The sequence below is a fragment of the Nostoc sp. NOS(2021) genome (genome assembly GCF_017115025.1).
In the GTDB taxonomy this organism is placed as follows: Bacteria; Cyanobacteriota; Cyanobacteriia; order Cyanobacteriales; family Nostocaceae; genus Nostoc.
The window spans coordinates 31,441-52,666 of sequence record NZ_JABXKM010000143.1; the positions used below are offsets into that span (position 1 = coordinate 31,441).

The following is a 21,226-nucleotide window of genomic DNA, read 5'->3' on the forward strand; positions in this document are numbered from 1 at the left end:
TGGATTTTAGATTGGGGATTGGGTATTAATCCCCATTACCCCTTATCCCCAGAGGGGGCCCCACCTTCCCCAATTAACTAGTAGCTTGGATGATGCTCAAGAAGATGAGAGTGGCAAAGCTAACGGAGCCAATGCCAAACATAAACGTTCGCAAAAGGGGTATATTCAAAATATAAAAAATTGAGTATAGCAAACGGGCTACTACAAAGGCGATGTCTGACGACAAGCCGCTTTGCGTCTACGCAGCCCCTGTTGCTGTAGAAGAATTTACACCAGTTACATATGCCATCAATGCGGCTGCGGCAAATATCATAAACGCTTCAAAGGTGTTCTGATGTGCCCAAGTCGCGGGTTGGGCATAAGGTGGCAATTTATCAAACATAGCGCGAGGAGTAGAAAACGTTTCATACCCCATACGCATACGGGCATAAGCTACCAGGAAAAATGGCACATAAATTAGAACGGCAGCAGCAGCGATCGAGTACAAAAAAATTATCATTACTTATTAGTCATTGATTATTAGTCATCAGTCATCAGTCATTAGTCATTAGTCAAATACAAATGACAAAAGACAAATGACAAATGACTAATCAAAGTAGAAGAGAGTCACCACTTTTCTTTGTTCTTCTGCATCTTGACAAGTTTGCAACAAGGTGCGACTGTCGTGAAACGCAAAGCAAATCAGTTGCTGGCAACGAGAGACAATTTCCTTGTTGCACAGGTAACTAGCTTCAGCAAGGGACAGATTATCATTATTGGGATTTTCCACTAAATGCATTACCTGTTCTAGTTGCTGGCGCGATTCCAAGGGCTGGCGTTCCAGGCTTTGGGGTAGAATCACCGTTAACAAATTCGGATCAGCCCGCGTTGCTCCCCGGATGGCAGCTGAATTTGTACCTGTAGCACCAGAAGTAATGATTCGATTACCCGATAAAACTAGGGCATATGTCATCATTTCAATAAGATTCTGATGCGTAATCGGGACGTGACGAGAACCCAGCAAGGCAATTCTTTTAGAACCCGTTTGCTGGATTGTCGCCAGTTCTTGCGCTAATGTATCGAGGTTAATAAGGTCTGTTGATTGGGTCAAAGATGGAGATAATCCAATTAAACGACCCAGATATTTTAGCAAACAGCGTGTAGGTGCGAGGCAAACCTGAGTTAGACATTGCTACAATTTTTCGATTGTTTGGATTACTTGGTCACACCAAGCCAGCCAATGTGTTTCATAAGTAATGCCATTCAGGAGGGTCAAATACTGAAATTTTGCTGATTCTGGGAGTTCTTGCGGATTGTGACATCTCCTACACCAACCTGAGTACAGGTATGGAGTAGGCTTCTCAAATATTCCGTTCGCGCAGCGTGGCGCAGCCAAGAATATGGAGAACTTCCTTAGAGGTATCATCAGTGATAGAACCAACTATCGTGATGCCACCTTTACAGCGTTTTATAGTGGGGAAAATGTCCAGCCCCACTCTCAAGATGTTGATAGCGGCGTTAATGTCTCTATCAACCCAGAGATTTAGATTATCGTCCCAATACTCACGAATGCTGCAATCAGTGAAAATCACTTCATCCCGATAAGCGAGTAATTGAGACGTATAAGCAGGATTCTTCGCAATTACTACGGCTCCAGCTTTTCCAGCTATGTGACCTAGCAGTTGAAAGAATTGACCAAACGCAGCATCAGACCAACTCAGATTGAGTCCAGACTTAGAAGCTTGCCCGTTTGGGATGAATGCCCCGTTTTCGTCTTGTTTTGGGGCGTTACGCTTTGACAAACCTTTAAGATTGAGGTCTTCATGAAAGAAAACTTTTTTACCAGTTCTCACCAATTTGTGAGCGGTTTTGTATTGGAAATCTTTGCGGCATCTCGCAATATGCTGGTGCTGTTTACCTTCTCGTTTAGCCAATTTGCGACGGGCTTTAGAACCACGCTTACGGGCATTCTTTTTCTGTGAAATGCGAGTCAGCTTGTGTTGACTTTTTCGCAACACCTTAAGCGATAGGAGTTTAAAGCCTTCAGAGGTGGCAAGATAATCATCTTCATGCAACACCGCATCCATTCCAAGCGAGTTCTCCCAATTTGGAATAATATCAGCATTGGAAACGGGTACGGTAGTATCCTCTAATCGAAGATTAACGAACCAACCATCATTCTTTTTAATGAACTGCAACTGCTTAATTGTTGCACCGTCCGGTAAATGGCGATGTGACCGAATCTTAATTACTCCAATTTTGGGGACTTTGACATACAGATATTTACCACCAACCGAGCAAGAATACAGTTCTAATCCAGCACCTTCAACCACAAAAGATCGATAGCGAGATTGTGCTTTGAATCGAGGCTTACCACTTCGATTGCCGCTAGAGTCGCCTGCGATGAAGCGTTCAAACGCCTTGTCAACACGCTTGCAAACTTCTTGTAGCGTGTTTGCTGGAACTCTCGATAAGTCTAACTCTTCACCCGACCATTGCACCGTGATAGGTTTTTTCTTAAGTCCTGGTAGATATTTTTTCTGACTATAATAGTTGGGCTTGTCTCGCAACACAGGAAGCGAAGCAACCAATGGGCAACTATCAACGGATGTTCTGTTATGTTCCCACCAGTCGAATCTATCCCCTAATTGACGGTTGTACCAGTACTGGCAAATCCGTAACCAGAGGTTGATCTCTAGCTTAATTTCAGTTGTTGGAAGTGCTTTGTACTGGTATGTGTATTTCATAGTATGATTGTAAATCATATTGCTTTACAATGCAACGCATGAAATACGAAGATTCCATCAATGTTCGATTGCCTTCATCAGAAAAGAAAATCCTGGACGATTACTGTAGTCGGGTGAAACGCAATAAGACCGATGTGATTCGGGAGTTCATTCGTTCATTGCAGGAAAGATAGTTCGTTTCGTCCTCGCTGTCCTCCCAAGACTAATTGCATTCGGCATCGGTTAGACAGCACTCCTCAACTCACTCGCATTCCTCTCACACCAAATCAGAGATTATGGTGTGAGGCTCCTGCTGCTTTAGCTGAAAGCATTCTTGTTCTAAATCCTTGTATGTAGATAATTTTTCTAAGTGGGCTTTTTGGTGACGCTCAAGCTCTGCCAAGATCATTTGGTTAGAAGCAATATGGCCAGCAAAAATTTTCACAAGCAAATCATCTTTAATCGGTGTGGGTTCACAAGGTTGAGCAATCCACTCTTTGAGCTGCTGTTCTCCCAAGTCTGTAACGCTGTAGAGCCTTTTATCTGGGCGTCCTGTTTGGACAATCGACTCGGCACTGATCCATCCTTGATCTTCTAGCTTTGACAACTCTCGATAAATCTGCTGGTGACTTGCTGACCAGAAAAAGCCTACAGAGCCATCGAATCGTTTTGCTAAATCATACCCACTACAAGGGGCGTCAACCAGAGCAGCTAATATTGCGTGCGCTAATTTGCTACCCTGTGTTTTTATCGGGCTTGTACTTTGGTTGGCTTTGTGAAGATAAGAAAAAAGTGTATTGCTTGATGGCAGTTGTTCGTTGAGCTTTGGCTTGAGTGCATAAATCAACTTGGCCTCAAGAGTTTTCAGAATGGAAGGATCTACGCATTGTAGCCAAGCTAACTTCACATTTCCCAAATCAATGAGTTCTTTAAATCTATGATGTGATATCCAACGACGTCCAAGATCAGCAGTCCTGCCTATGTAGAGGATTTCGCCAGAACCAGAAATCGCAAAATAGATGGCTGGACAGTCAGGGAGATCAGCTTTTTTCTCCAATGGAAGCGAGGGTAGTTTCAGGGGATCAATTGCCGTTAAATCCATTTTCTCCTAGTTCCAGTGACTTCCATAGCCATCACTACATCATGATGTATCTTGCTTGATTACACGAGTTATTACACTCATGAATCTAAGACAATGCCCCTGCGGGAGTTAAACCCAGTTTAGATAAAAGGCGCTCAATGTCAAAATGCTCAGACATTAACTGGCGAATGCACTGAACCTTAATCGGCTCGTGGAGGCGGACTTGCCCGAAAGTGCGGTCAACAATTTCTACAGTGGTGAGGGTGTCTAAGTCAACAGATAAAATGGGGATTTCTAGTTCTTCAGCGCGACTGAGAATGAACGGCGGCGGGGGTAGTTGCCCGGTGAGAATTAAGCATTGGGTAGAAGTTTCCAAAGCCGCTTGCTGAATTTCTACCCGATCGCCTCCTGTTACTACTGCCATATTCCGGCGTTTGCGAAAATACTTCACAGCGGAGTTGACATTCATCGCTCCAATTGCCAGACTTTCCACCAACAAATCTAGGCGATCGTTGCGACAGAGAACATCAGCCTTTAACTGCTTGACTAGTTCGCCAACACTCACGCTGCGGAGCAAAGCGCTATTTGGCAGTATTGCTAGCACTGGAATCCCCTGCTGTTCCAAAAATGGGCGCAAGAGAGTGTCAACCGCTTCTAGTTGGGTGAGTGGGATATCATTGATCACAACTCCAATCAAGCGATCGCCCACACGCCCTTTAGCAGCCAATAGCGCCTCAACCGAAAGCAACGATTTATAGCGGGCTACTAACAGCACAGCAGCATCCAATACTTCAGCCATTTGCAGCAAAGACAAGTCAAACAAATTGCCTTCGGACAAATCACCAGGCCCCTCCAGTAACACCAAATCTCCTTGGGACATTTGCAAATATTGCTGTATTAGGGACTGCTGATAATCGGTTTTGTCTTCCCCCCGCAAGCGCTTTTGCACATTTAGTTCATCCAAAGCCAGCATTGTAGGTGCAACGCGGTTTGCCGGCAAATTGAGGCTAAGAGCGATGAACTGGACATCTTCTTCAATTACGGTTCCACTAGACGAATTCAAACACGTACCGAGGGGTTTACCGTAGGTAATATCCAGTCCTTTTTGCTGTAGCTGATGAGACAAACCCAGAACAGTTGCAGATTTACCGCTGTAAGTCTCGGTTGATCCAATCAGCAAATATTTAGGGGATTTTGGCACACATGCACTCCTAATTTCAAAAGTCAGAAGAACCCAGCTAGGTGTTTCCTAATTCTAGTTCCTTCTGGCAAAAGCCTCTAGCTCTCACAAATTAAGGTTTCCCAGAATTACCTTCTGATTGAATAAGCAGGGGGCAGGGGAGAGCTTTTCTTTCCTTGTGTCGGCTCTGCTAACCTGTACGCCTACTCTTCAAGCCTGGTCATTACCAACAAATACCAAACTAACAGCTTCGTTGCTATGGAGCCTAAGTCGGTTCAAACGGACTCAATTGAGTGAGTTTGAGTCCGTTTTTACTGACTTCTGCTACGCAGCTATCTGTATTGTCCGTATTTTGAGCGCAAAAATTGCTTTTATGGATATGAATTTTAAGCAAATATAAACTTGTCAATAGTAATATTGAGTAATGTTTGAATTTATGACTAATCTTGTTGACTTCTATTATTCTTTTATGACAGTATAAACACATAAGTATTTCGGCTTATAAGTTCATAAATTTTACAGGTTGTAAATAAAATTTAGTGAGCTTTGAGGATTGCATCATCCGCAAAGTTTAAATCTGTTTATGGTACTTCATTACTATGATGTGCTGGAGTAGAGGGATTTAAAAAATCCTATATTTCCGTTTGGCTAAATGCCCTCGAATCTTTTTGTTTGAGATTGCAAGAGCGTTTTGATTGTTTGACTTTGAAAACCTGGAATTTAAGCGAATTTTTTGTCAATAATTCACCATTTAAAAAAGGTACAAATGGAAATAACTACTGCTGAAATTAATTCTGTGCAAAGTCAATTTATAAGTAATCTTTTTCAAGAGCTTCAAGATAGTTTATTTCAAGGCTGGCAAGATTTTAATACAAGTGAAAACCTCAAGATATTTAGCGGATTTTTTGAATTTATTTTCCGGGCTGGATTCGACGAAAGCCAGTATAGGAGAGTAATACCTAACCCTGCCTATGACAATAGTGCTAGATTGATTGGCAAGCCTTTTTTGGAAACTGCAAGGAAATTTGAAATTCATTTTGATGAAATTTTTCCTGGAAGCTTTTCTGAATCACAAGAAGCACAGAAGGAAGGTTTTGAAGTTCGCACCTTTAAGCTAAAAGCTTTTTATCGAAATAAACCTTTATGCCTATTCTTACTCAAGTTTCCTCATTATCATGAAAAATTTGGCTTTCCACTCTCACCAGAATTAGAAATTTTAGAGTTGTATTGATTGCATAAAAGACCCAACGTCAGTCAACTAAATAGCTGACAAAAAAAGCTGCGATCGCAGTAGATTATCGCTCCAACTTCAATACTTCTCGGTTAAGCATTTTCAAATTTAAATTTGGTTTGGGGAAAGGGTAAGGCTGAAAGGTTTTTCCTTTTCCCCTTAACCGTTTCTGAACGTAGGATAAAAATTAAAAAACTTAAAGCTTTACCCTTGTACTAGGGGCTTTTAACATTAAACTGGGACTCAGTGCGTGAGCATTTGGGTTAATTAATCAACCGATTAATACTACTGTACTCTGGTCAATAAACCATAGTATTGTAACTGAGTAGGAACATCTCACAGATAGCTAGAAAAAGCAAGAGCAGTAATGAAAATTATGCACAATTAAGGTGGAAAGCTTCTCTTCGGCAAGATCGAGTTTTGAAAAACTGTAGTGTTTAGTGAGGAAAATCTCAATGATTATCGATCCCTCCCAGAACGACCCACGAAATACCTATCAATTACTTGTCGGTTCAGTGGTTCCCCGACCGATCGCTTGGGTGTCAACGATCGCCAGCGATGGTACGCCCAATGTCGCACCTTTCAGTTTTTTTATGGGCGTGACAGCTAATCCACCGACTCTAGCCATCTCCACAGGTCTGAAACGTGGTGTTAAAAAAGATACTTTATTCAATGTAGAGCAGTCGGGTGAACTAGTGGTCAACATAGTTGTTGAAGAATTGGGGGAACAGATGAACGCCACTAGTGGCGATTTTCCGCCAGATGTGGACGAATTTCAAGTAGCGGGACTAACTCCTGCTCCCTCAAAACGAGTGCGTCCGCCACGAGTTGCGGAATCACCGATTAATATTGAGTGTGTGCTGAAGCAAGTCGTTTATATAGGGAATGAAGGTAGCCAATCGGGATTAATTATTGCTGAGGCGGTGCTGTGGCATATTCGAGACGATTTACTGACACCACAAAACACAATTGATGTCGCAAAGTTGCACGCGATCGGTCGCCTGTCGGGTAACTGGTATACCCGCACCCAGGATTTGTATGAAATTACTCGCCCGACTTAAAAAGTAATGGGAACTTGGGGTTAGGAAAGCGACAAAAGAGTTGGTAGGGTCAAAGAGGATTTGCCAAAGATTGAGTGAGTTATCTTTATATGTGTTAGTTGATGCAGGATTTCAGTTATGGATCTTGAAGAATTGCTGGAAAGGTATGCTGCTGGGGAGAGAGATTTTAGGGCGGTTGATTTGAGCGACAGCGATTTGACTGGTGTAAATCTCAGTGGTATCGACCTGAGTGAATCCGATTTTACTTATACTGATTTTACCAAAACTAACCTCAGTAGGGCTAATTTGAGTAAGAGTATGGTGATAAGTGCTATCTTTGAAGGTGCTGACCTGAGTTATGCCAACTTGAGTGCTTCCGATTTGACCGAGTGTATCTTCAACGACGCTAACTTGGTTGGTGTTAATTTTAGTGGTTCCGAAATGTTCACCGCCGTTTTGAGTGGAGCCAACCTGAGTGGAGCTAATCTTAGTAATGTGGGTTTGAATGTTGCCGATTTGGTTGGCGCTAATCTCACCAACGCTGATTTAAGCGGAGCTTCTCTCAACTGTGCTAACATTACTGATGCTAATTTGACTGGTGTTAAAAATGCCAACATCAGTGGAGCTATTATATACATCACCACCACTATGCCAGATGGTAGTGTTGTTCGTAGTCGCCAAATTTGTGAATGAAGAGTAAGTGTTCTCTGTTGAAAACTCTTGGTTAATCTTCGTCTCAATAGTTTTCTGACTTATCAAAGGTGCGGATAGCTTTGGAATAGCGGATCAAAATTAGATGCGATCGCAGCAGCTTTTAGTACTTTTAAAAAGTATTTAATTCCATCTAAAATAATCTGGTGATTGAAAGTCGAAATAGCGTAGTTGCAGAACAAGCTACGCCCATTGCAGAGAAATTAGCACTACCAAGTACTGCGATCGCAAATGAAAAGCATTCAGAACTTTCCTCAAAAGCCCAATACCTGCTTTGACTTTTCAAGCACTTCTTTGGGGCGAAATGGTTTAGTTAGATATAAATCTGCACCAACCTCAATTCCTTTTTGTTTATCAAATTCCTGCCCTTTAGCTGTCAAGATCACAATGTAGATATCAGTCATTTGCAGGTCGTGTTTAACAATGTGGCAGACTTTCAGACCATTCATTTTAGGCATCATCACATCGAGAAAAACTAGGTTTGGTTTTTCAGTTTTAATCGTTTCGAGAGCTTCTTCTCCATTTCTAGCAGTTAAAAGTTCAACACCCTTGTCTTCTAATGCTTCTAAAGCTTGTTCCATCAAAATCAAGATATTGGGTTCATCGTCAACAATCAGAATTTTCTGAGTCATACAATTTTAGATTTTAGATTTTAGATTGAAAAGAGCAATCAAGTCACTGGCTCTGTCATTTAATTTTAGATTTTGAATCTTCTCTACGAGAGGCTCCGCCAACAATTCCATTATCCAAAATTTAAAATCTAAAATTCGGTAAGCAATCCCCAGTTGATGCAATTAGCGATCAGACAGGATAATGAAGAATACATTCTCTAAGTCTTTCTCAAAGCGTAGGGCTTTCACCATATCGGCTTCTTGAGAGAAAATAGAATCGATGATGATCATGTCAGGTTTGGCTGACCGAGCTTTATTGATGCATTCTTGGGGATCGGAGGCTTCAATCACGCTGTATCCCTGAGTTTGTAGTACATCCGATAGGGTTTTTAAGGTTGAGGCATTTTTATCTACAACCAATACCTTTTTACTGGAAGTGCCTTGGGAAAGCAATGAGCCAATTTCGTGGAGAAGTTTCTCTGGGTCAATGGGCTTGGTAAGATAGCGATCAATGCCAATATGGTAGCCCCGTTCTTTGTTTTCAATAATTGACAGAATGATGATCGGAATGTCTGCGGTGTGGGGATTATTTTTGAGGACAGCTGCCACATCAAAGCCGTTGATTTGGGGCATCATTACGTCCAAGAGAATCAGATCGGGACGGGCTATTTTAATTTGATGAATCGCATCCACGCCGTCTTTCGCTTCCCGAACATTATAGCCTTCGGTTTCCAGTTGTTGACGAAGCAATTCCCGAATGTTAGCGTCATCATCCACTACCAGAATTGTTTTGCTGTTTTGGTTCAGCACAGGGTTTGTGGTGATAACGTGTTCTTTGAGTTGTTTAACTAGCGCATCCAGATTCAGATTAGCAGTGGTTTTGCGATCGCTCTCAGTGGTGGGAATGATGAACGAGAATGTGCTGCCCTTGCCTGGTTCACTCTCCACCCAGATTCTACCACCGTGATGATCGACGATTTGTTTACAGATGGGCAGTCCTAACCCTGTGCCTTTGGGTTTGTCGGTGAGGGTGTCGCCAACTTGGCGGAATTTCTCGAATACTTTCGGCTGGTCTTCAGGTGTAATACCAACCCCTGTGTCGATGACACTGATGCAAACACCTTCCTTCTCTCGTTTGACGCGGCAGATGACAGAACCTGATTCAGTGAATTTAACGGCATTAGAAATCAGGTTAATTAAAACTTGCAGCAGACGATTGCGATCGCCTACTATCTGAGGCAGTCCAGGTTCAATCTCGCACAGCAACTCCAAGCCATTGGTTTCAAACAACCCGGCGGTGGAATTGGTTGCCAAATCGAGTAATTCGCTCGGATCAATGGGCTGCATCTGCCATTCCACTTTACCTGCTTCCATCTTGGCAATGTCCAGGACATCGTTAATCAAAGATGTGAGCCGTTCTGCTTCCGACACAATAATGTTGAGATTGCCCTTGGGAATCAAATACAGGAGTGCCAAAACGGATCATTGGTTTAAGCGGTTGTTCAATCTTGCCCCGCTCAATATTTAGATCCAGTGGCGATATAAACACCTCGCCTGATTGGAGGGGCAAGGTGTCTTTAAACCAGTAACGCTTTGCTTGGACTTGCAGTTTTTCGTCAGGCACAACGCTGGGCTGACCTTTATTAAAGTTGACTCTGACAATTTCTTTGCCAGTTGTGTCAAGAAAGCGAATCTGGTCATAGAGTTGTTTCTGCTGAGACATCGAAAAATACTCTTTAGCGATCGCCTGTCTCAACTCCAGTGTTTCAGTTGTACCCCCAGGTACGTTGAGCATAGACTGTAGCTCGTTTTGGGTAGCCAAAAACATCAAGTCTGACTTAATTAAATTGAAATCATTAGCAGCTATTTTGGCTTGCAGGTCAACGTTCCGGCTTTCGTTGATAGAAATTGCGCCCCGTTCAGCTTTACTCTCTGCCTGGTGAATGATCAGCAGCACGCCCCCAACCAGGATGGACAGTGGTAAGAAAGTGATCAGGAATTGCTTGAGGATTCCTTGGTCAGCGATTTTTTTTAGCATAAGAGAGTGGTAAGTGCTGAGTAATATTGATTACGAATTAGTTAAAACCCAACACCTGCATTGATTTTTCAAGTACTTCTTTGGGGCGGAATGGTTTAGTTAGATATAAATCTGCACCAACCTCAATTCCTTTTTGTTTATCAAATTCCTGCCCTTTAGCTGTCAAGATCACAATGTAGATATCAGTCATTTGCAGGTCGTGTTTAACAATGTGGCAGACTTTCAGACCATTCATTTTAGGCATCATCACATCGAGAAAAACTAGGTTTGGTTTTTCAGTTTTAATCGTTTCGAGAGCTTCTTCTCCATTTCTAGCAGTTAAAAGTTCAACACCCTTGTCTTCTAATGCTTCTAAAGCTTGTTCCATCAAAATCAAGATATTGGGTTCATCGTCAACAATCAGAATTTTCTGGGTCATAGGGATTGGGGATTAGGGATTAGGGATTGGACATTTCGCAGTCGCAGCGATTACTGTTCTGACAGCATAATAAAAAATACATTTTCCAACTCCTTCTCAAACCGTAGGGTTTTCACCAGGTCGGCTTCTTGAGAGAAGATGGAATTGATGATGATCATGTCAGGTTTGGCCGATAGGGCTTTATAGATGCATTCTTGCGGATCGGAGGCTTCAATCACGCTGTATCCCTGAGTTTGCAGTACATCCGATAGGGTTTTTAAAGCTGATGCATTTTTATCTACAACCAATACCTTTTTACTAGAAGTGCCCTGGTAAAGCAGTGAGCCAATTTCGTTGAGGAGTTTCTCTGTGTCAATGGGCTTGGTGAGATAGCGATCAATGCCAATATGGTAGCCCCGTTCCCTGTTTTCAATAATTGACAGAATGATGATCGGAATGTCTGCGGTGTGGGGATCGTTTTTGAGGACGGCTGCCACATCAAAGCCGTTGATTTGGGGCATCATCACGTCCAAGAGAATCAGATCGGGACGGGCTGTTTTGATTTGATGAATTGCATCCACGCCGTCTTTCGCTTGCCAAACGTTGTAGCCTTCGGTTTCCAGTTGTTGACGGAGCAGTTCCCGAATGTTAGCGTCATCATCTACAACCAAAATGGTTTTACGGTTTTGGTTCAGCACAGGGTTTGTGGTGATAACGTGTTCTTTGAGTTGTTTAACTAGCGCATCCAGATTCAGATTAGCAGTGGTTTTGCGATCGCTCTCAGTGGTGGGAATGATGAACGAGAATGTGCTGCCCTTGCCTGGTTCACTCTCCACCCAGATTCTACCACCGTGATGATCGACGATTTGTTTACAGATGGGCAGTCCTAACCCTGTGCCTTTGGGTTTGTCGGTGAGGGTGTCGCCAACTTGGCGGAATTTCTCGAATACTTTCGGCTGGTCTTCAGGTGTAATACCAACCCCTGTGTCGATGACACTGATGCAAACACCTTCCTTCTCTCGTTTGACGCGGCAGATGACAGAACCTGATTCAGTGAATTTAACGGCATTAGAAATCAGGTTAATTAAAACTTGCAGCAGACGATTGCGATCGCCTACTATCTGAGGCAGTCCAGGTTCAATCTCGCACAGCAACTCCAAGCCATTGGTTTCAAACAACCCGGCGGTGGAATTGGTTGCCAAATCGAGTAATTCGCTCGGATCAATGGGCTGCATCTGCCATTCCACTTTACCTGCTTCCATCTTGGCAATGTCCAGGACATCGTTAATCAAAGATGTGAGCCGTTCTGCTTCCGACACAATAATGTTGAGATTGTCACCTATGCGCTTGATCGTTTTCTGAAGCTTGCGGTCTTCGGTAGAAAGCATTGGGAACACATCGGTTTCTAGCTTTTCTTGAATGATCGAGGCAAAACCGAGGACAGAAGTTAGTGGTGTCCGCAACTCGTGGGAAACCGTAGAGATGAAATCGGTTTTCATCTGATCAATTTCTTTTTCAGCCGTCACATCCCGAATCAGCAGCGCCGAACCGAAGCAGGCAGCGGGTTCCTGATCTGCCGTCTTTTTGAAAATGGCGGTCGCCACTGCCTGACCAATGCGTTCCTTCGTCAGTGCAACTTCGGCAGAGAACACCTCTTTGGGATGGGACTGAGTTCGTGCAACCAGGTCTGCTAAACCAGATATCGGCAGTTCTCGGTAGTGACCTTTGAGGGCGGTGGCTGTCAATCCATACATAGCTAAAAAGGCAGGATTGAAGTGGGTAATTTGTCCTGCGGTGTCTGCCACTAACAAACCATCTGCTAAGTTATCTAAAATTGCATTTAAACCTTGCGCTTCTGCTAAGGTATTTTGCAGGGCAGCCGTTCTTTCTGCAACTCTGGCTTCCAGTTCTTGATTCAGTTGTCGCAGAGCCATTTCTACTTGTTTGCGGGCAGTAATGTCAGTATTGATTTCCAGCATGGCGCAGGGTTGACCGGATAAATTTCGTTGCAAAGTCCAACGGCTTTGAACTGTGATGGTTCTGCCGTCGCGGGTGGTGTGTTCCAGTTCTCCTTCCCAAGTGCCCTGCCGTAAAAACTCTGGTAGAAGTTTTTCTAAAGGTTTTGGAAAGGTTGATTTCAGAAATGTGTGGATGTATTGGTCTTTCACGAACTCACGAGTCCAGCCATAGAGCCTTTCTGCACCTTGATTCCAGTACAAAATTTTGTCGTTCATATCACGGACGATAATCGCATCGCTGGAATGATTTAACATATCCATGAGACGCTGATTTTCGGCTTCTGCCAGTTTGCGATCGTGAATATCAGTACAAGTACCAATCCATTCCCGAATACTGCCGTCTTTTTCCAGTACGGGGGCACCACAGGCAGAGAAGTAGCGGTATGTGCCATCCTTGCCACGCAGCCGATATTCAGTTTGGTGGATACCTCGGTTCGCCACAGCAGCATTCCAAGCTTCTGCGGAGTGGGCACGGTCATCGGGATGAATTGGATCAATCCAGCCCCAACCCTCAACTTCAGCTTCGCTCTGCCCCGTATAGGCCATCCAGGTGAGCATTTCACTGCTTATTCCCAGTCCTTCCGGGGTAGCTCCCCAGACAAGTTGTGAGATCGCACTCACTAGAGAGCGAAACCGTTGTTCGTTCTGTTGGAGAGTTTGTTCTGCTAGCTTGCGATCGTGAATATCGGTGCAAGTGCCAATCCATTCCCGGATGCTGCCGTCTGCTTCCAAAACAGGAACTGCATTGCCAAAAAAGTAGCGATAAGTGCCGTCTTTGCCACGAATCCGATATTCAAGTTGATAAAGACTCCGGTTCGCCACAGCAGCACTCCAAAGTTCAGCACTGTGGGCACGGTCGTCGGGATGCATGACATCCAACCAGCCCCAGCCGATCATTTCGGCTTCGCTCTGACCTGTATATGCCTGCCAACCGACTATTTCCGAGTTCACCATTCTTTCCGAGGATGTCGTCCAGACCATTTGTGAAGTAGCAGTTACTAACGAGCGATATCGTTCTTTAGTACGCTGATTTTCAGTTTCTGCCAGTTTGCGATCGTGAATATCGGTGCAGGTGCCAATCCATTCCCGGATGCTACCGTCTGCTTCCAGTACGGGGGCGCCACAGACAAAAAAGTGGCGGTAGCTGCCGTCTTTGCCACGCATCCGGTATTCAGTTTGAAAAAGATTGTGATTTGCCACAGCAGTACTCCAGGCAAGGGCTGTGTGGGTACGGTCATCGGGGTGAATCGGATCAAGCCAGCCCCAACCCTCGATTTCATCTGCACTCTGACCTGTGTACGCTAACCAGGTAGGCATTTCACTGCTCACCGCCAGTCCTTCAGGGGTAGCCACCCAGACAATTTGTGAGCTGGCAGTCACCAGAGAGCGAAATCGTTGTTCGTTCTGTTGCAGAGTTTGTTCTCCTAACTTGCGATCGTGAATATCGGTGCAGGTGCCAATCCACTCACTGATGCTGCCGTCTTCTGCTAGGACGGGGACACCACAAACAAAAAAGTGGCGGTAGGTGTTGTCTTTGCCACGAATCCGGTATTCAACTTCATAGTGGCTGCGGTTTCTCACGGCCACATCCCAGACTTTGGCAGTGCGATCGCGATCTTCGGGATGAACGGCATCAATCCAGCCCCCGTTCTCAGCTTCAGCTAAACTTTGACCTGTATAGGCTATCCAGCTTGCCAGTTCAAAGTAAATTCCTTCTGATGTGCTTACCCAAACAATTTGTGTGGCAGCTGTCACCAGAGAGCGGTATCGGGCTTCACTCTGTTTCAGGTTTTGTTCAGTATCTTGGCGTTCCTGCTGGGCGCATCGTAAATCGCTGATATCTTCCACACTCGACCAGATTAGTGGCTTCCCATCCTTCTCAATCATCAGTCCAGAAATCCTGACCGGAACTAGATGCCCGTCTTTGTGGATGAACTCCTTCTCATAAGCCCCGTAGCGACCAGTGTGTTCTAGGTTCTCTAGCATCGCTCGATCGGCTGCGGCATAATTTTCAGGAGTAATCTGCCAGTAGCTGAGATTCAGGGTTTCCGTAACAGTGCGCCCCAAAATGGCAGCATAAGCGGGGTTGATGTCAATCAGCGTCCCATCTGTTTGGCACAGTACTAGCCCAACGGGACATTGTTCAAATAGCTGACGGTTGTATTCATCAAGTTGGCTAGACATGATTAAGGTTTCCTTAATGGTCGATGTGGTTAGGATTAGGACAGCTGAACCAAGACAACAAGGTGGCGTAAAGCTTTAACGAAATTGGGTTACGTTGGAACATCTGGTAAATTTGCTCTGGTGATGCAGCGCCAAGGTTTGGACTCTGCTCTGAAAGTCGCTGAATCAGTTGATTATGGCGGATTAGTAGATCAGTTGGTTTGAGCATTGGAGTTGTTGAGGAAATGAAGCCGTCTGCATCGGGACTGGGGGATGATTCGGTTGTGGAAGAGGCGTGAGCCATCTTCGGGTCAGAGATCGGGAAATTGTGATTTTCAACAGCGTCCACCACTGAACAATTCACTGGAATCTGAATCCAGAATTCTGTCCCTTCACCTGGGCTAGAACGACACTTGAGAAATCCCAGGTGTCTGTTCACAATAATTTGGTAACTGATTGCCATGCCTAATCCGGTTCCCTTGCCAATTTCTTTCGTGGTGAAGAAGGGATCGTAGATGCGTCCGATGACATCCTCCTTAATGCCTGGGCCGTTATCGGCAATGCGAATCACCACAAACTGGTTGTCGAGGATTTCAGTCCGAATGGTGATTTGGGCAGTCGGGGAGGATATTTCTTCATTGCCCATTCCCTCCTCTAGAGCATCAATGGCATTTGCCAGGATGTTCATAAATACCTGATTTAACTGTCCGGGGTAGCATTCAATCAGAGGAAGTTTGCCATAGTCTTTAATAATTTCAATTGCCGGACGGCGAACATCTACTTTCAGGCGATGGTGAAGAATCATCAGCGTCCCATCGATGCCATCGTGGATGTTGACGGCTTTCATTTCGGCTTCGTCATGGCGGGAGAAGTTTTTCAGAGATTGCACAATTTCCACGATGCGACCTGTGCCCACCTTCATCGAATTCAGCAATTTGGGGAGATCCTCCATGATAAATTCCAGATCGATTTTGTCTAGCTCTGATTCCAACTCTGGAGGAGCAACAGGTAGGAATTTCTGATACTCTTGCAGCAGGTGCAACAAGTCATTGGCGTACTCGGCAACATATCTTAAATTGCCGCAAATAAAGTTAACCGGGTTGTTGATTTCGTGGGCAACTCCGGCAATGAGTTGCCCTAGACTGGACATTTTTTCGCTTTGGATCAACTGAGTTTGGGCCAATTGCAATTCTTGGAGAGCTTGCTGAAGCTTCTGTGTCTGGGCTTTTGCCTGGACGGCTGCTTGAGTGCTTTGCTCGTAAAGCATAGCTTTGTCAATAGCGATCGCAGTTTGAGAGGCAAAGATACTCACAAGTTTCAGGTGTTCAGCCTTGTATGAGTCAGTTTTGGGCGTTCCAATCGCGATCGCTCCCAGTACCCGCTCCTTGGCTCGCAACGGTACACAAATCAGGGCGTTAACGTTTTCTTGTCCCTCTAATCGAGGATCGGCTTGCACATCATTGACGAGTTCTGCCCGGTTGGATTGCACAATGTTGCCAATAATTCCCTTACTTGGTTCCGGCTGACTTTTGTCAAAAAACACTCCAAATTCGGCAATGATTTCAAATGCAGTTGCATCTGGACTCAGCAGCAGAATCATCCCCGCAGACGATTCAATTAATTGACTCAATTCTTGAAGCACGAGTTGGGCAATCTGTCGCGTATCCAAACTTGTTGTGAGTTTAGTCGAGATATCCTCAAACAAATCAATTTCCTGGTATCGCTCCAGCAATTCTATAGCGAGTTCTTTCTTCTCAGTTTCCTGCTTTGCCACAAACGAGAGCAAAGTCGCAAGTAGAGTTGCCTGTTCTTCCCCAACAACCCAACCGATGATTTCTCCTGACACCTCTATTGGATATCGGTTTTTTGCAGTTTGTTCCCCAATGCTAATTAGTTTCGTGCCGTCTACCAGTTCAACATCAATAGCCATGTTGAGCTGATAGACTAAGTTCTGAAGCAGAGATGGCAACTCTTTTTTGTTGAGAATCTTTCTGAGGTTAACTGCGGACATGAAACACCTCATCTAGAGCAGGTTGCAAATTGACCGCATTCGAGCTAACCGAGTTATTACAGCTATTTCCAGGTAAATAGACCATACCGTAGGGGCACAGCATTGCTGTGCCCCTACAATATATATGGTTCAAATAAATGAAAACTGCTGTAATTTTATCTGCCACCTCTGCCGCTAAGTCTCCCAAGACAGACATTTTCTCACTTTGTATCAGTTGCGATCGCGCCTGTTGATAAAGCCCTGCATTTTCTAAAGACGCAGCTTCAGCGCCGAGCAGATTGAGGATTTTGTCGAAATTGCGTATAAATGCTTCCCTAGACTGTTTGATGGCAACGGGGAATTGGTCAGCATAGCGAACTGCCCGATAGACCAAGATGCGACCCTCAAAGTAAATCTCTTTGGTGATGAGATAGCTAAGAATCTGAACGGTTTCCTTAGCGTAGCTATGCGTAACCCTTCGGATCAGCACGCTACGCCCAGCATCTCCAGAAAAGAGAGGAATTGTCATAAAAATCTAGTAATATAATAATTTACTAATTAAGACTAGTTTTCCCAAAAAGATTGGCGATATAACAGTGAAGTTGAGGGGTAGCAAATACCTTTAAGCTCCTTACCAGAGGCGTTCTTACCTCCGTATAACTCGCTTACTTTTTTATGAGTTCTAGAAAAACTATAAATAAAACGTTCATAATTCGAGAAAACCATAGATTTAAATCTATGGTAAATTGATGTTTCTTGTTGCTACTACTCGTAAATTGGGAATCAGCTTTTTTGAGTATGTAGGTGAGCGCATTTCTGAGACTGGAATAATCCCCTCTCTGGCGAAACATAAATAGTGTACAAAAATCAGCTGCGATCGCAGCTGATTTTTGTACTTTTAAAAAATATTTAGGTAAGCGGTAGCTTCAGTTAGATCCGAGAATAGCGAAAACGAAGTCTGAGTAGCCGTAACCAGCGTAACCAGATTTGTGCAGGTTGTTCAAAGAAGGTAAAAATATCACCGAAACCCAAATTAGTTTTGTGATGGTGTAACCAGTGTCTTTCAGGAGTAGTAATAAATAGAATTTGGCATAGAATATTTACAGGCTTTGAAGTTTGCCAACCCAGTACACTTATGTGTCTCCACCATACATGAAACTGACCAAGCAGTAATCCAGAGATCACGCCAATGGGAGAGAAAGACCACAAGACTACTGCTATGAGTACATAAGGCAAAGCTCCCAAGATACCATCTAAAAGAACCTGGGGATTAAAAGTCAAAATAGCGTAGTGGCGGAAGTCCTTCTTCCAAGAGTGGTGCGTTTTTAAATGAAGGCCACCAAAAACGTGCTCGGGTACGTGGTAAATGAATGTAGATAAAAAATCGCCAAAAAACAGTAATAACCAAGCAACAGCGATCGCCTCAAGCATTTGTACTCCTCAAGTAAGTTAAGAAAACTCCACAGAAAATATGCAAATATCATGCTGTCGGCGTAGACACCTGGTTTTTCGCTATGCAAGCAGCACCTGTGGGTCTCATGGGTCTACGCTCCAGTTAATTTGGCTCAGAGTATATGTAATTGGGTCAGTTGCAGTTTCATGAATCTCCGATCCTTAATGCAGTCAACAGCAACTCCTAATAACCTCCAATTTGACTTCTAGCTCTGGGTTAATGGTCGCAATACATCTAAAAATCGATGGGAATACAGTATTTTGCCATAGTTACTACACAATCTTCTTACTAAGGCATACAGCGTAAGCAAAGGTTGAGTTAAAGTTAGTACAAATTTAGGTTAAGACTTTCTTGAACATTGTTAATTCTAAATTGATTGCAATTAAGCTTCAATTATGAATCTAATCAGAATGATATAAATAAGGATTCTGCCAACATAGCCTGAGTTATCGAGGTCAAACAATGAGAGGATTTTAGATTTTAGATTTTAGATTTACCCCAGGAATCAAGTCACTAGCTCTGTTATTTAATTTTAGATTTGGGATTAAATAATTTTGAATCTTCAATTCCATTTTTACAAATTTAAAATCTAAAATTCGGTGAATAAAGCGGGTTTACAATTAATTTGAGATGTGGCAAAATTTGAAGGATCTAGAATTAACTAAATGTCATAATAGTCGCCTATCAATCAACAAATCATCGGTAAGGAGCGACGCAATCAGACAAAGACACAGTGATGCGGAGAATAAATATTTCCCTGTGTGGCGATCGCAGCTGGGTTCACCCGTCTTTTGGTTTATGAAAACTGAACACAATTAATCAAGCTCTGGAGTATAAAAAGGTGATTGACTTCAATCAGTACAAGGCTTTAACTTTCGATTGTTACGGAACCCTGATTGATTGGGAGAACGGCATCTTAGGGGTGCTAAAGCCACTTCTGCTGGCATATAACACTAATTTGGACGACGAGCAAATTCTGGAACTTTTTGCGGAATTTGAAGCAGAACTCGAAATTGGAGAATATATCAAATATCGAGAAGTTTTGAAGAGAGTAGTCCAGAAATTTGGTGAGCGATTTGGCTTTGAGCCAACTGCTGAAGAACTAAATTCACTTGCTGATTCGATTCAGCATTGGCTGCCTTTCCCTGATACAGTTGAGGCACTTAAAGCCTTCAAACAAAAGTTTAAGCTGGTAATTATCTCCAACGTAGATGACGATCTCTTTGCTTTCTCGGCAAAGCACTTGGAGGTGGAATTTGACCAGATAATCACAGCACAACAGGCAAAAAGTTACAAACCTTCCTTAAACAACTTCAGAGTGGCTATTGAGAGAATTGATTTGCCGCTAGAGCAGATATTACACGTTGCGGCTAGTGTATATCACGATATCGTTACAGCCAAATCTCTGGGACTATCAACAGTGTGGGTAAACCGTCGAGCCGGGCAAAAAGGAGTAGATACCACAGGATCAGCAGTAAGTCAACCTGATTTAGAAGTGCCTGATTTAAAGACTCTCGCCGCTTTGAGTTCACCGAAACAATAGTGAGCAATAAGTGCTGAGTGCCTAACACTGTTTCGATGAGAATTTGTTGTTAAAAAACGAAACAGGGATTGCAATATAGATTGATTCTGCCTTAATCTGGAAAAACTACTACGCCAGTTTGACGGCACATTTGCCCTTCTGCCGATAAACTGGTTTAACAAAACACTTTGATAGCCTAAAACGATGAAAGCATCTGCTAATTTCGACTTTGAAGACGAGAAATTCAATGCACCGCCTTCTCAAGTCATCCCCTGGTGTCAGATGATTAATCCTCGGTATGGCACAGATGGTATGCAATCTCACGGTTTGGCGCTTAGGCTAGATAATGCTAATGCTGTCGGCTTTGTACCAGATGAGAATTGGCAGCAAGTGGAGCATGAATTTAGCTCTGGAGTCGAAACGGTCTTTATTAGCAGTACTCCACACTTGGTTCTAGTGCGTCGGGGGCCATTGTCTGTCAAAGACCGGGAAAGTGGTCTAAAACTGGGTACGCTCAAAGAAAATTATGATGCTTTTTTAGCTGACAAACTTAAATTTAAAACCTTTACTCGCTATCTAATTTTTATAGTGGGTGAGAATAAAAAGTTTTTACATGAATCACCACTACAACTAACTCTTAATGGTGCCGCCGGAGCGAGTTTCAGCAAAACCTACTGCGAATATCAACAAGGCAAAGTAGTTAGTGGATTCGTCGCTGAACTAGAAAAAGCTTATGCTATTTACCGCAAGCAACCTTTGACACCAAAAGGGCCTTTGTTCCACGCTCACGGGATTTTTTGCCCGATAATTGAGTCTGAAGAAAGAGGTATTGAACCAAATACAGTTCTGGTAGCTTCAACTGTAGACTACAAACATCCGACGGTAGGCACTTTAACAGAATATTTAATTGCTTCCGATTCTCTTGAGTCTGCAATGATTTGCAAGACTTTTGAAGAATACAAAGATTTTGGCAAGGAACCTGTAAAAGCTGAAACGCCTAAATTGGCAATGGCAGGAGTTTCCAACTCTTACGTTTATGCTGATGAAGATGATTTTGCTTATCCGCCGTACTAGGTGGGACTGGGG

The 21,226-nt window shown here is 43.6% G+C and carries 19 protein-coding genes and 2 pseudogenes; 7 read left to right on the top strand and 14 right to left on the bottom strand.

Translation table 11 applies throughout. The annotated features are described in order from the left end of the window. Nucleotides 1-73: 73 nt before the first annotated feature. From HWQ41_RS18845 to HWQ41_RS18860, 4 genes and pseudogenes are all read right to left on the bottom strand, one after another. Nucleotides 74-499: pseudogene (locus HWQ41_RS18845) on the bottom strand (MAPEG family protein). A gap of 87 nt (nt 500-586) precedes the next feature. After that, on the bottom strand, nt 587-1,090 hold the full coding sequence (locus HWQ41_RS18850; protein ID WP_292765944.1) for a DNA recombination-mediator protein A: 504 nt from the start codon (nt 1,088-1,090) through the stop codon (nt 587-589). A gap of 81 nt (nt 1,091-1,171) precedes the next feature. After that, nucleotides 1,172-1,405 (bottom strand): hypothetical protein, encoded by a 234-nt coding sequence (locus HWQ41_RS18855; RefSeq protein ID WP_292765947.1) that lies wholly within the window; start codon nt 1,403-1,405, stop codon nt 1,172-1,174. Further along, complete coding sequence (locus HWQ41_RS18860; protein ID WP_292765950.1) at nt 1,341-2,726, bottom strand: transposase; 1,386 nt, start codon at nt 2,724-2,726, stop codon at nt 1,341-1,343. Before HWQ41_RS18860 ends, HWQ41_RS18855 begins: the two co-directional genes overlap by 65 nt. Nucleotides 2,727-2,755: 29 nt before the next feature. Between HWQ41_RS18860 and HWQ41_RS18865 the strand changes: the two genes are divergently transcribed. Then, nucleotides 2,756-2,899 carry a CopG family transcriptional regulator gene (locus HWQ41_RS18865; RefSeq protein WP_292765953.1) on the top strand — a complete coding sequence of 48 codons (144 nt, stop codon included), beginning with the start codon at nt 2,756-2,758 and terminating at the stop codon, nt 2,897-2,899. Nucleotides 2,900-2,982: 83 nt separating this feature from the next. Here HWQ41_RS18865 and HWQ41_RS18870 read toward each other — a convergent pair whose 3' ends face one another. After that, nucleotides 2,983-3,807, bottom strand: a complete 825-nt coding sequence (locus HWQ41_RS18870) for a helix-turn-helix transcriptional regulator (protein WP_292765956.1) — start codon at nt 3,805-3,807, stop codon at nt 2,983-2,985. 85 nt (nt 3,808-3,892) lie between these two features. Beyond that, a complete protein-coding gene (locus tag HWQ41_RS18875; protein ID WP_292765959.1) occupies nt 3,893-4,987 on the bottom strand; it encodes a phosphotransacetylase family protein in 1,095 nt (364 codons plus the stop codon). A 745-nt stretch (nt 4,988-5,732) separates the two neighbouring features. Between HWQ41_RS18875 and HWQ41_RS18880 the strand changes: the two genes are divergently transcribed. From HWQ41_RS18880 to HWQ41_RS18895, 4 genes are all read left to right on the top strand, one after another. Beyond that, nucleotides 5,733-6,197: a hypothetical protein gene (locus tag HWQ41_RS18880; RefSeq protein ID WP_292765962.1), complete on the top strand. Its 465-nt coding sequence runs from the start codon at nt 5,733-5,735 to the stop codon at nt 6,195-6,197. A gap of 455 nt (nt 6,198-6,652) precedes the next feature. Beyond that, nucleotides 6,653-7,258 (top strand): flavin reductase family protein, encoded by a 606-nt coding sequence (locus tag HWQ41_RS18885; protein ID WP_292765965.1) that lies wholly within the window; start codon nt 6,653-6,655, stop codon nt 7,256-7,258. A 117-nt stretch (nt 7,259-7,375) separates the two neighbouring features. Further along, nucleotides 7,376-7,930: a pentapeptide repeat-containing protein gene (locus tag HWQ41_RS18890; RefSeq protein WP_292765968.1), complete on the top strand. Its 555-nt coding sequence runs from the start codon at nt 7,376-7,378 to the stop codon at nt 7,928-7,930. A gap of 164 nt (nt 7,931-8,094) precedes the next feature. Beyond that, nucleotides 8,095-8,226: a hypothetical protein gene (locus HWQ41_RS18895; RefSeq protein ID WP_292765971.1), complete on the top strand. Its 132-nt coding sequence runs from the start codon at nt 8,095-8,097 to the stop codon at nt 8,224-8,226. Here HWQ41_RS18895 and HWQ41_RS18900 read toward each other — a convergent pair. From HWQ41_RS18900 to HWQ41_RS18935, 8 genes and pseudogenes are all read right to left on the bottom strand, one after another. Beyond that, nucleotides 8,203-8,580, bottom strand: coding sequence for a response regulator (locus tag HWQ41_RS18900; protein WP_292765974.1), 378 nt, complete (start codon nt 8,578-8,580; stop codon nt 8,203-8,205). The two genes, HWQ41_RS18895 and HWQ41_RS18900, sit on opposite strands and share 24 nt — an antisense overlap. Nucleotides 8,581-8,742: 162 nt before the next feature. Beyond that, nucleotides 8,743-10,005: pseudogene (locus HWQ41_RS18905) on the bottom strand (hybrid sensor histidine kinase/response regulator); the annotation flags it as partial. After that, nucleotides 9,956-10,597 (bottom strand): hypothetical protein, encoded by a 642-nt coding sequence (locus HWQ41_RS18910; protein WP_292765979.1) that lies wholly within the window; start codon nt 10,595-10,597, stop codon nt 9,956-9,958. The gene HWQ41_RS18910 and the pseudogene HWQ41_RS18905, both read right to left, overlap by 50 nt. A 37-nt stretch (nt 10,598-10,634) precedes the next feature. Beyond that, entirely contained in the window at nt 10,635-11,015 is a 381-nt protein-coding gene (locus HWQ41_RS18915) for a response regulator (RefSeq protein ID WP_292765981.1), read from the bottom strand. Nucleotides 11,016-11,065: 50 nt separating this feature from the next. Beyond that, complete coding sequence (locus HWQ41_RS18920; protein ID WP_292765983.1) at nt 11,066-15,196, bottom strand: PAS domain S-box protein; 4,131 nt, start codon at nt 15,194-15,196, stop codon at nt 11,066-11,068. Nucleotides 15,197-15,209: 13 nt separating this feature from the next. Then, on the bottom strand, nt 15,210-17,186 hold the full coding sequence (locus tag HWQ41_RS18925) for an ATP-binding protein (protein ID WP_292765986.1): 1,977 nt from the start codon (nt 17,184-17,186) through the stop codon (nt 15,210-15,212). Further along, a complete protein-coding gene (locus HWQ41_RS18930) occupies nt 17,173-17,694 on the bottom strand; it encodes a hypothetical protein (protein ID WP_292765989.1) in 522 nt (173 codons plus the stop codon). The genes HWQ41_RS18925 and HWQ41_RS18930 overlap by 14 nt, the downstream gene beginning before the upstream one ends. A 401-nt stretch (nt 17,695-18,095) precedes the next feature. Further along, the gene (locus HWQ41_RS18935) at nt 18,096-18,596 is read right to left on the bottom strand and encodes a fatty acid hydroxylase (protein ID WP_292765992.1); all 501 of its coding nucleotides are present in this window, start codon (nt 18,594-18,596) and stop codon (nt 18,096-18,098) included. A gap of 863 nt (nt 18,597-19,459) precedes the next feature. On the opposite strand from HWQ41_RS18935, the gene HWQ41_RS18940 reads away from it, so the two are divergent. Both HWQ41_RS18940 and HWQ41_RS18945 read left to right on the top strand, forming a co-directional pair. Further along, nucleotides 19,460-20,161 (top strand): haloacid dehalogenase type II, encoded by a 702-nt coding sequence (locus HWQ41_RS18940; protein ID WP_292765994.1) that lies wholly within the window; start codon nt 19,460-19,462, stop codon nt 20,159-20,161. A 183-nt stretch (nt 20,162-20,344) separates the two neighbouring features. After that, entirely contained in the window at nt 20,345-21,214 is an 870-nt protein-coding gene (locus tag HWQ41_RS18945) for a DUF5895 domain-containing protein (RefSeq protein ID WP_292765997.1), read from the top strand. The last annotated feature ends 12 nt before the right edge of the window (nt 21,215-21,226 follow it).

Coding starts and splice junctions, on each gene's coding strand:
- HWQ41_RS18855 (WP_292765947.1), bottom strand. CDS start 1,405: ATGATACCTCTAAGGAAGTTCTCCATATTCTTGGCTGCGCCACGCTGC.
- HWQ41_RS18860 (WP_292765950.1), bottom strand. CDS start 2,726: ATGAAATACACATACCAGTACAAAGCACTTCCAACAACTGAAATTAAG.
- HWQ41_RS18865 (WP_292765953.1), top strand. CDS start 2,756: ATGCAACGCATGAAATACGAAGATTCCATCAATGTTCGATTGCCTTCA.
- HWQ41_RS18870 (WP_292765956.1), bottom strand. CDS start 3,807: ATGGATTTAACGGCAATTGATCCCCTGAAACTACCCTCGCTTCCATTG.
- HWQ41_RS18880 (WP_292765962.1), top strand. CDS start 5,733: ATGGAAATAACTACTGCTGAAATTAATTCTGTGCAAAGTCAATTTATA.
- HWQ41_RS18885 (WP_292765965.1), top strand. CDS start 6,653: ATGATTATCGATCCCTCCCAGAACGACCCACGAAATACCTATCAATTA.
- HWQ41_RS18890 (WP_292765968.1), top strand. CDS start 7,376: ATGGATCTTGAAGAATTGCTGGAAAGGTATGCTGCTGGGGAGAGAGAT.
- HWQ41_RS18900 (WP_292765974.1), bottom strand. CDS start 8,580: ATGACTCAGAAAATTCTGATTGTTGACGATGAACCCAATATCTTGATT.
- HWQ41_RS18910 (WP_292765979.1), bottom strand. CDS start 10,597: ATGCTAAAAAAAATCGCTGACCAAGGAATCCTCAAGCAATTCCTGATC.
- HWQ41_RS18915 (WP_292765981.1), bottom strand. CDS start 11,015: ATGACCCAGAAAATTCTGATTGTTGACGATGAACCCAATATCTTGATT.
- HWQ41_RS18920 (WP_292765983.1), bottom strand. CDS start 15,196: ATGTCTAGCCAACTTGATGAATACAACCGTCAGCTATTTGAACAATGT.
- HWQ41_RS18925 (WP_292765986.1), bottom strand. CDS start 17,186: ATGTCCGCAGTTAACCTCAGAAAGATTCTCAACAAAAAAGAGTTGCCA.
- HWQ41_RS18930 (WP_292765989.1), bottom strand. CDS start 17,694: ATGACAATTCCTCTCTTTTCTGGAGATGCTGGGCGTAGCGTGCTGATC.
- HWQ41_RS18935 (WP_292765992.1), bottom strand. CDS start 18,596: ATGCTTGAGGCGATCGCTGTTGCTTGGTTATTACTGTTTTTTGGCGAT.
- HWQ41_RS18945 (WP_292765997.1), top strand. CDS start 20,345: ATGAAAGCATCTGCTAATTTCGACTTTGAAGACGAGAAATTCAATGCA.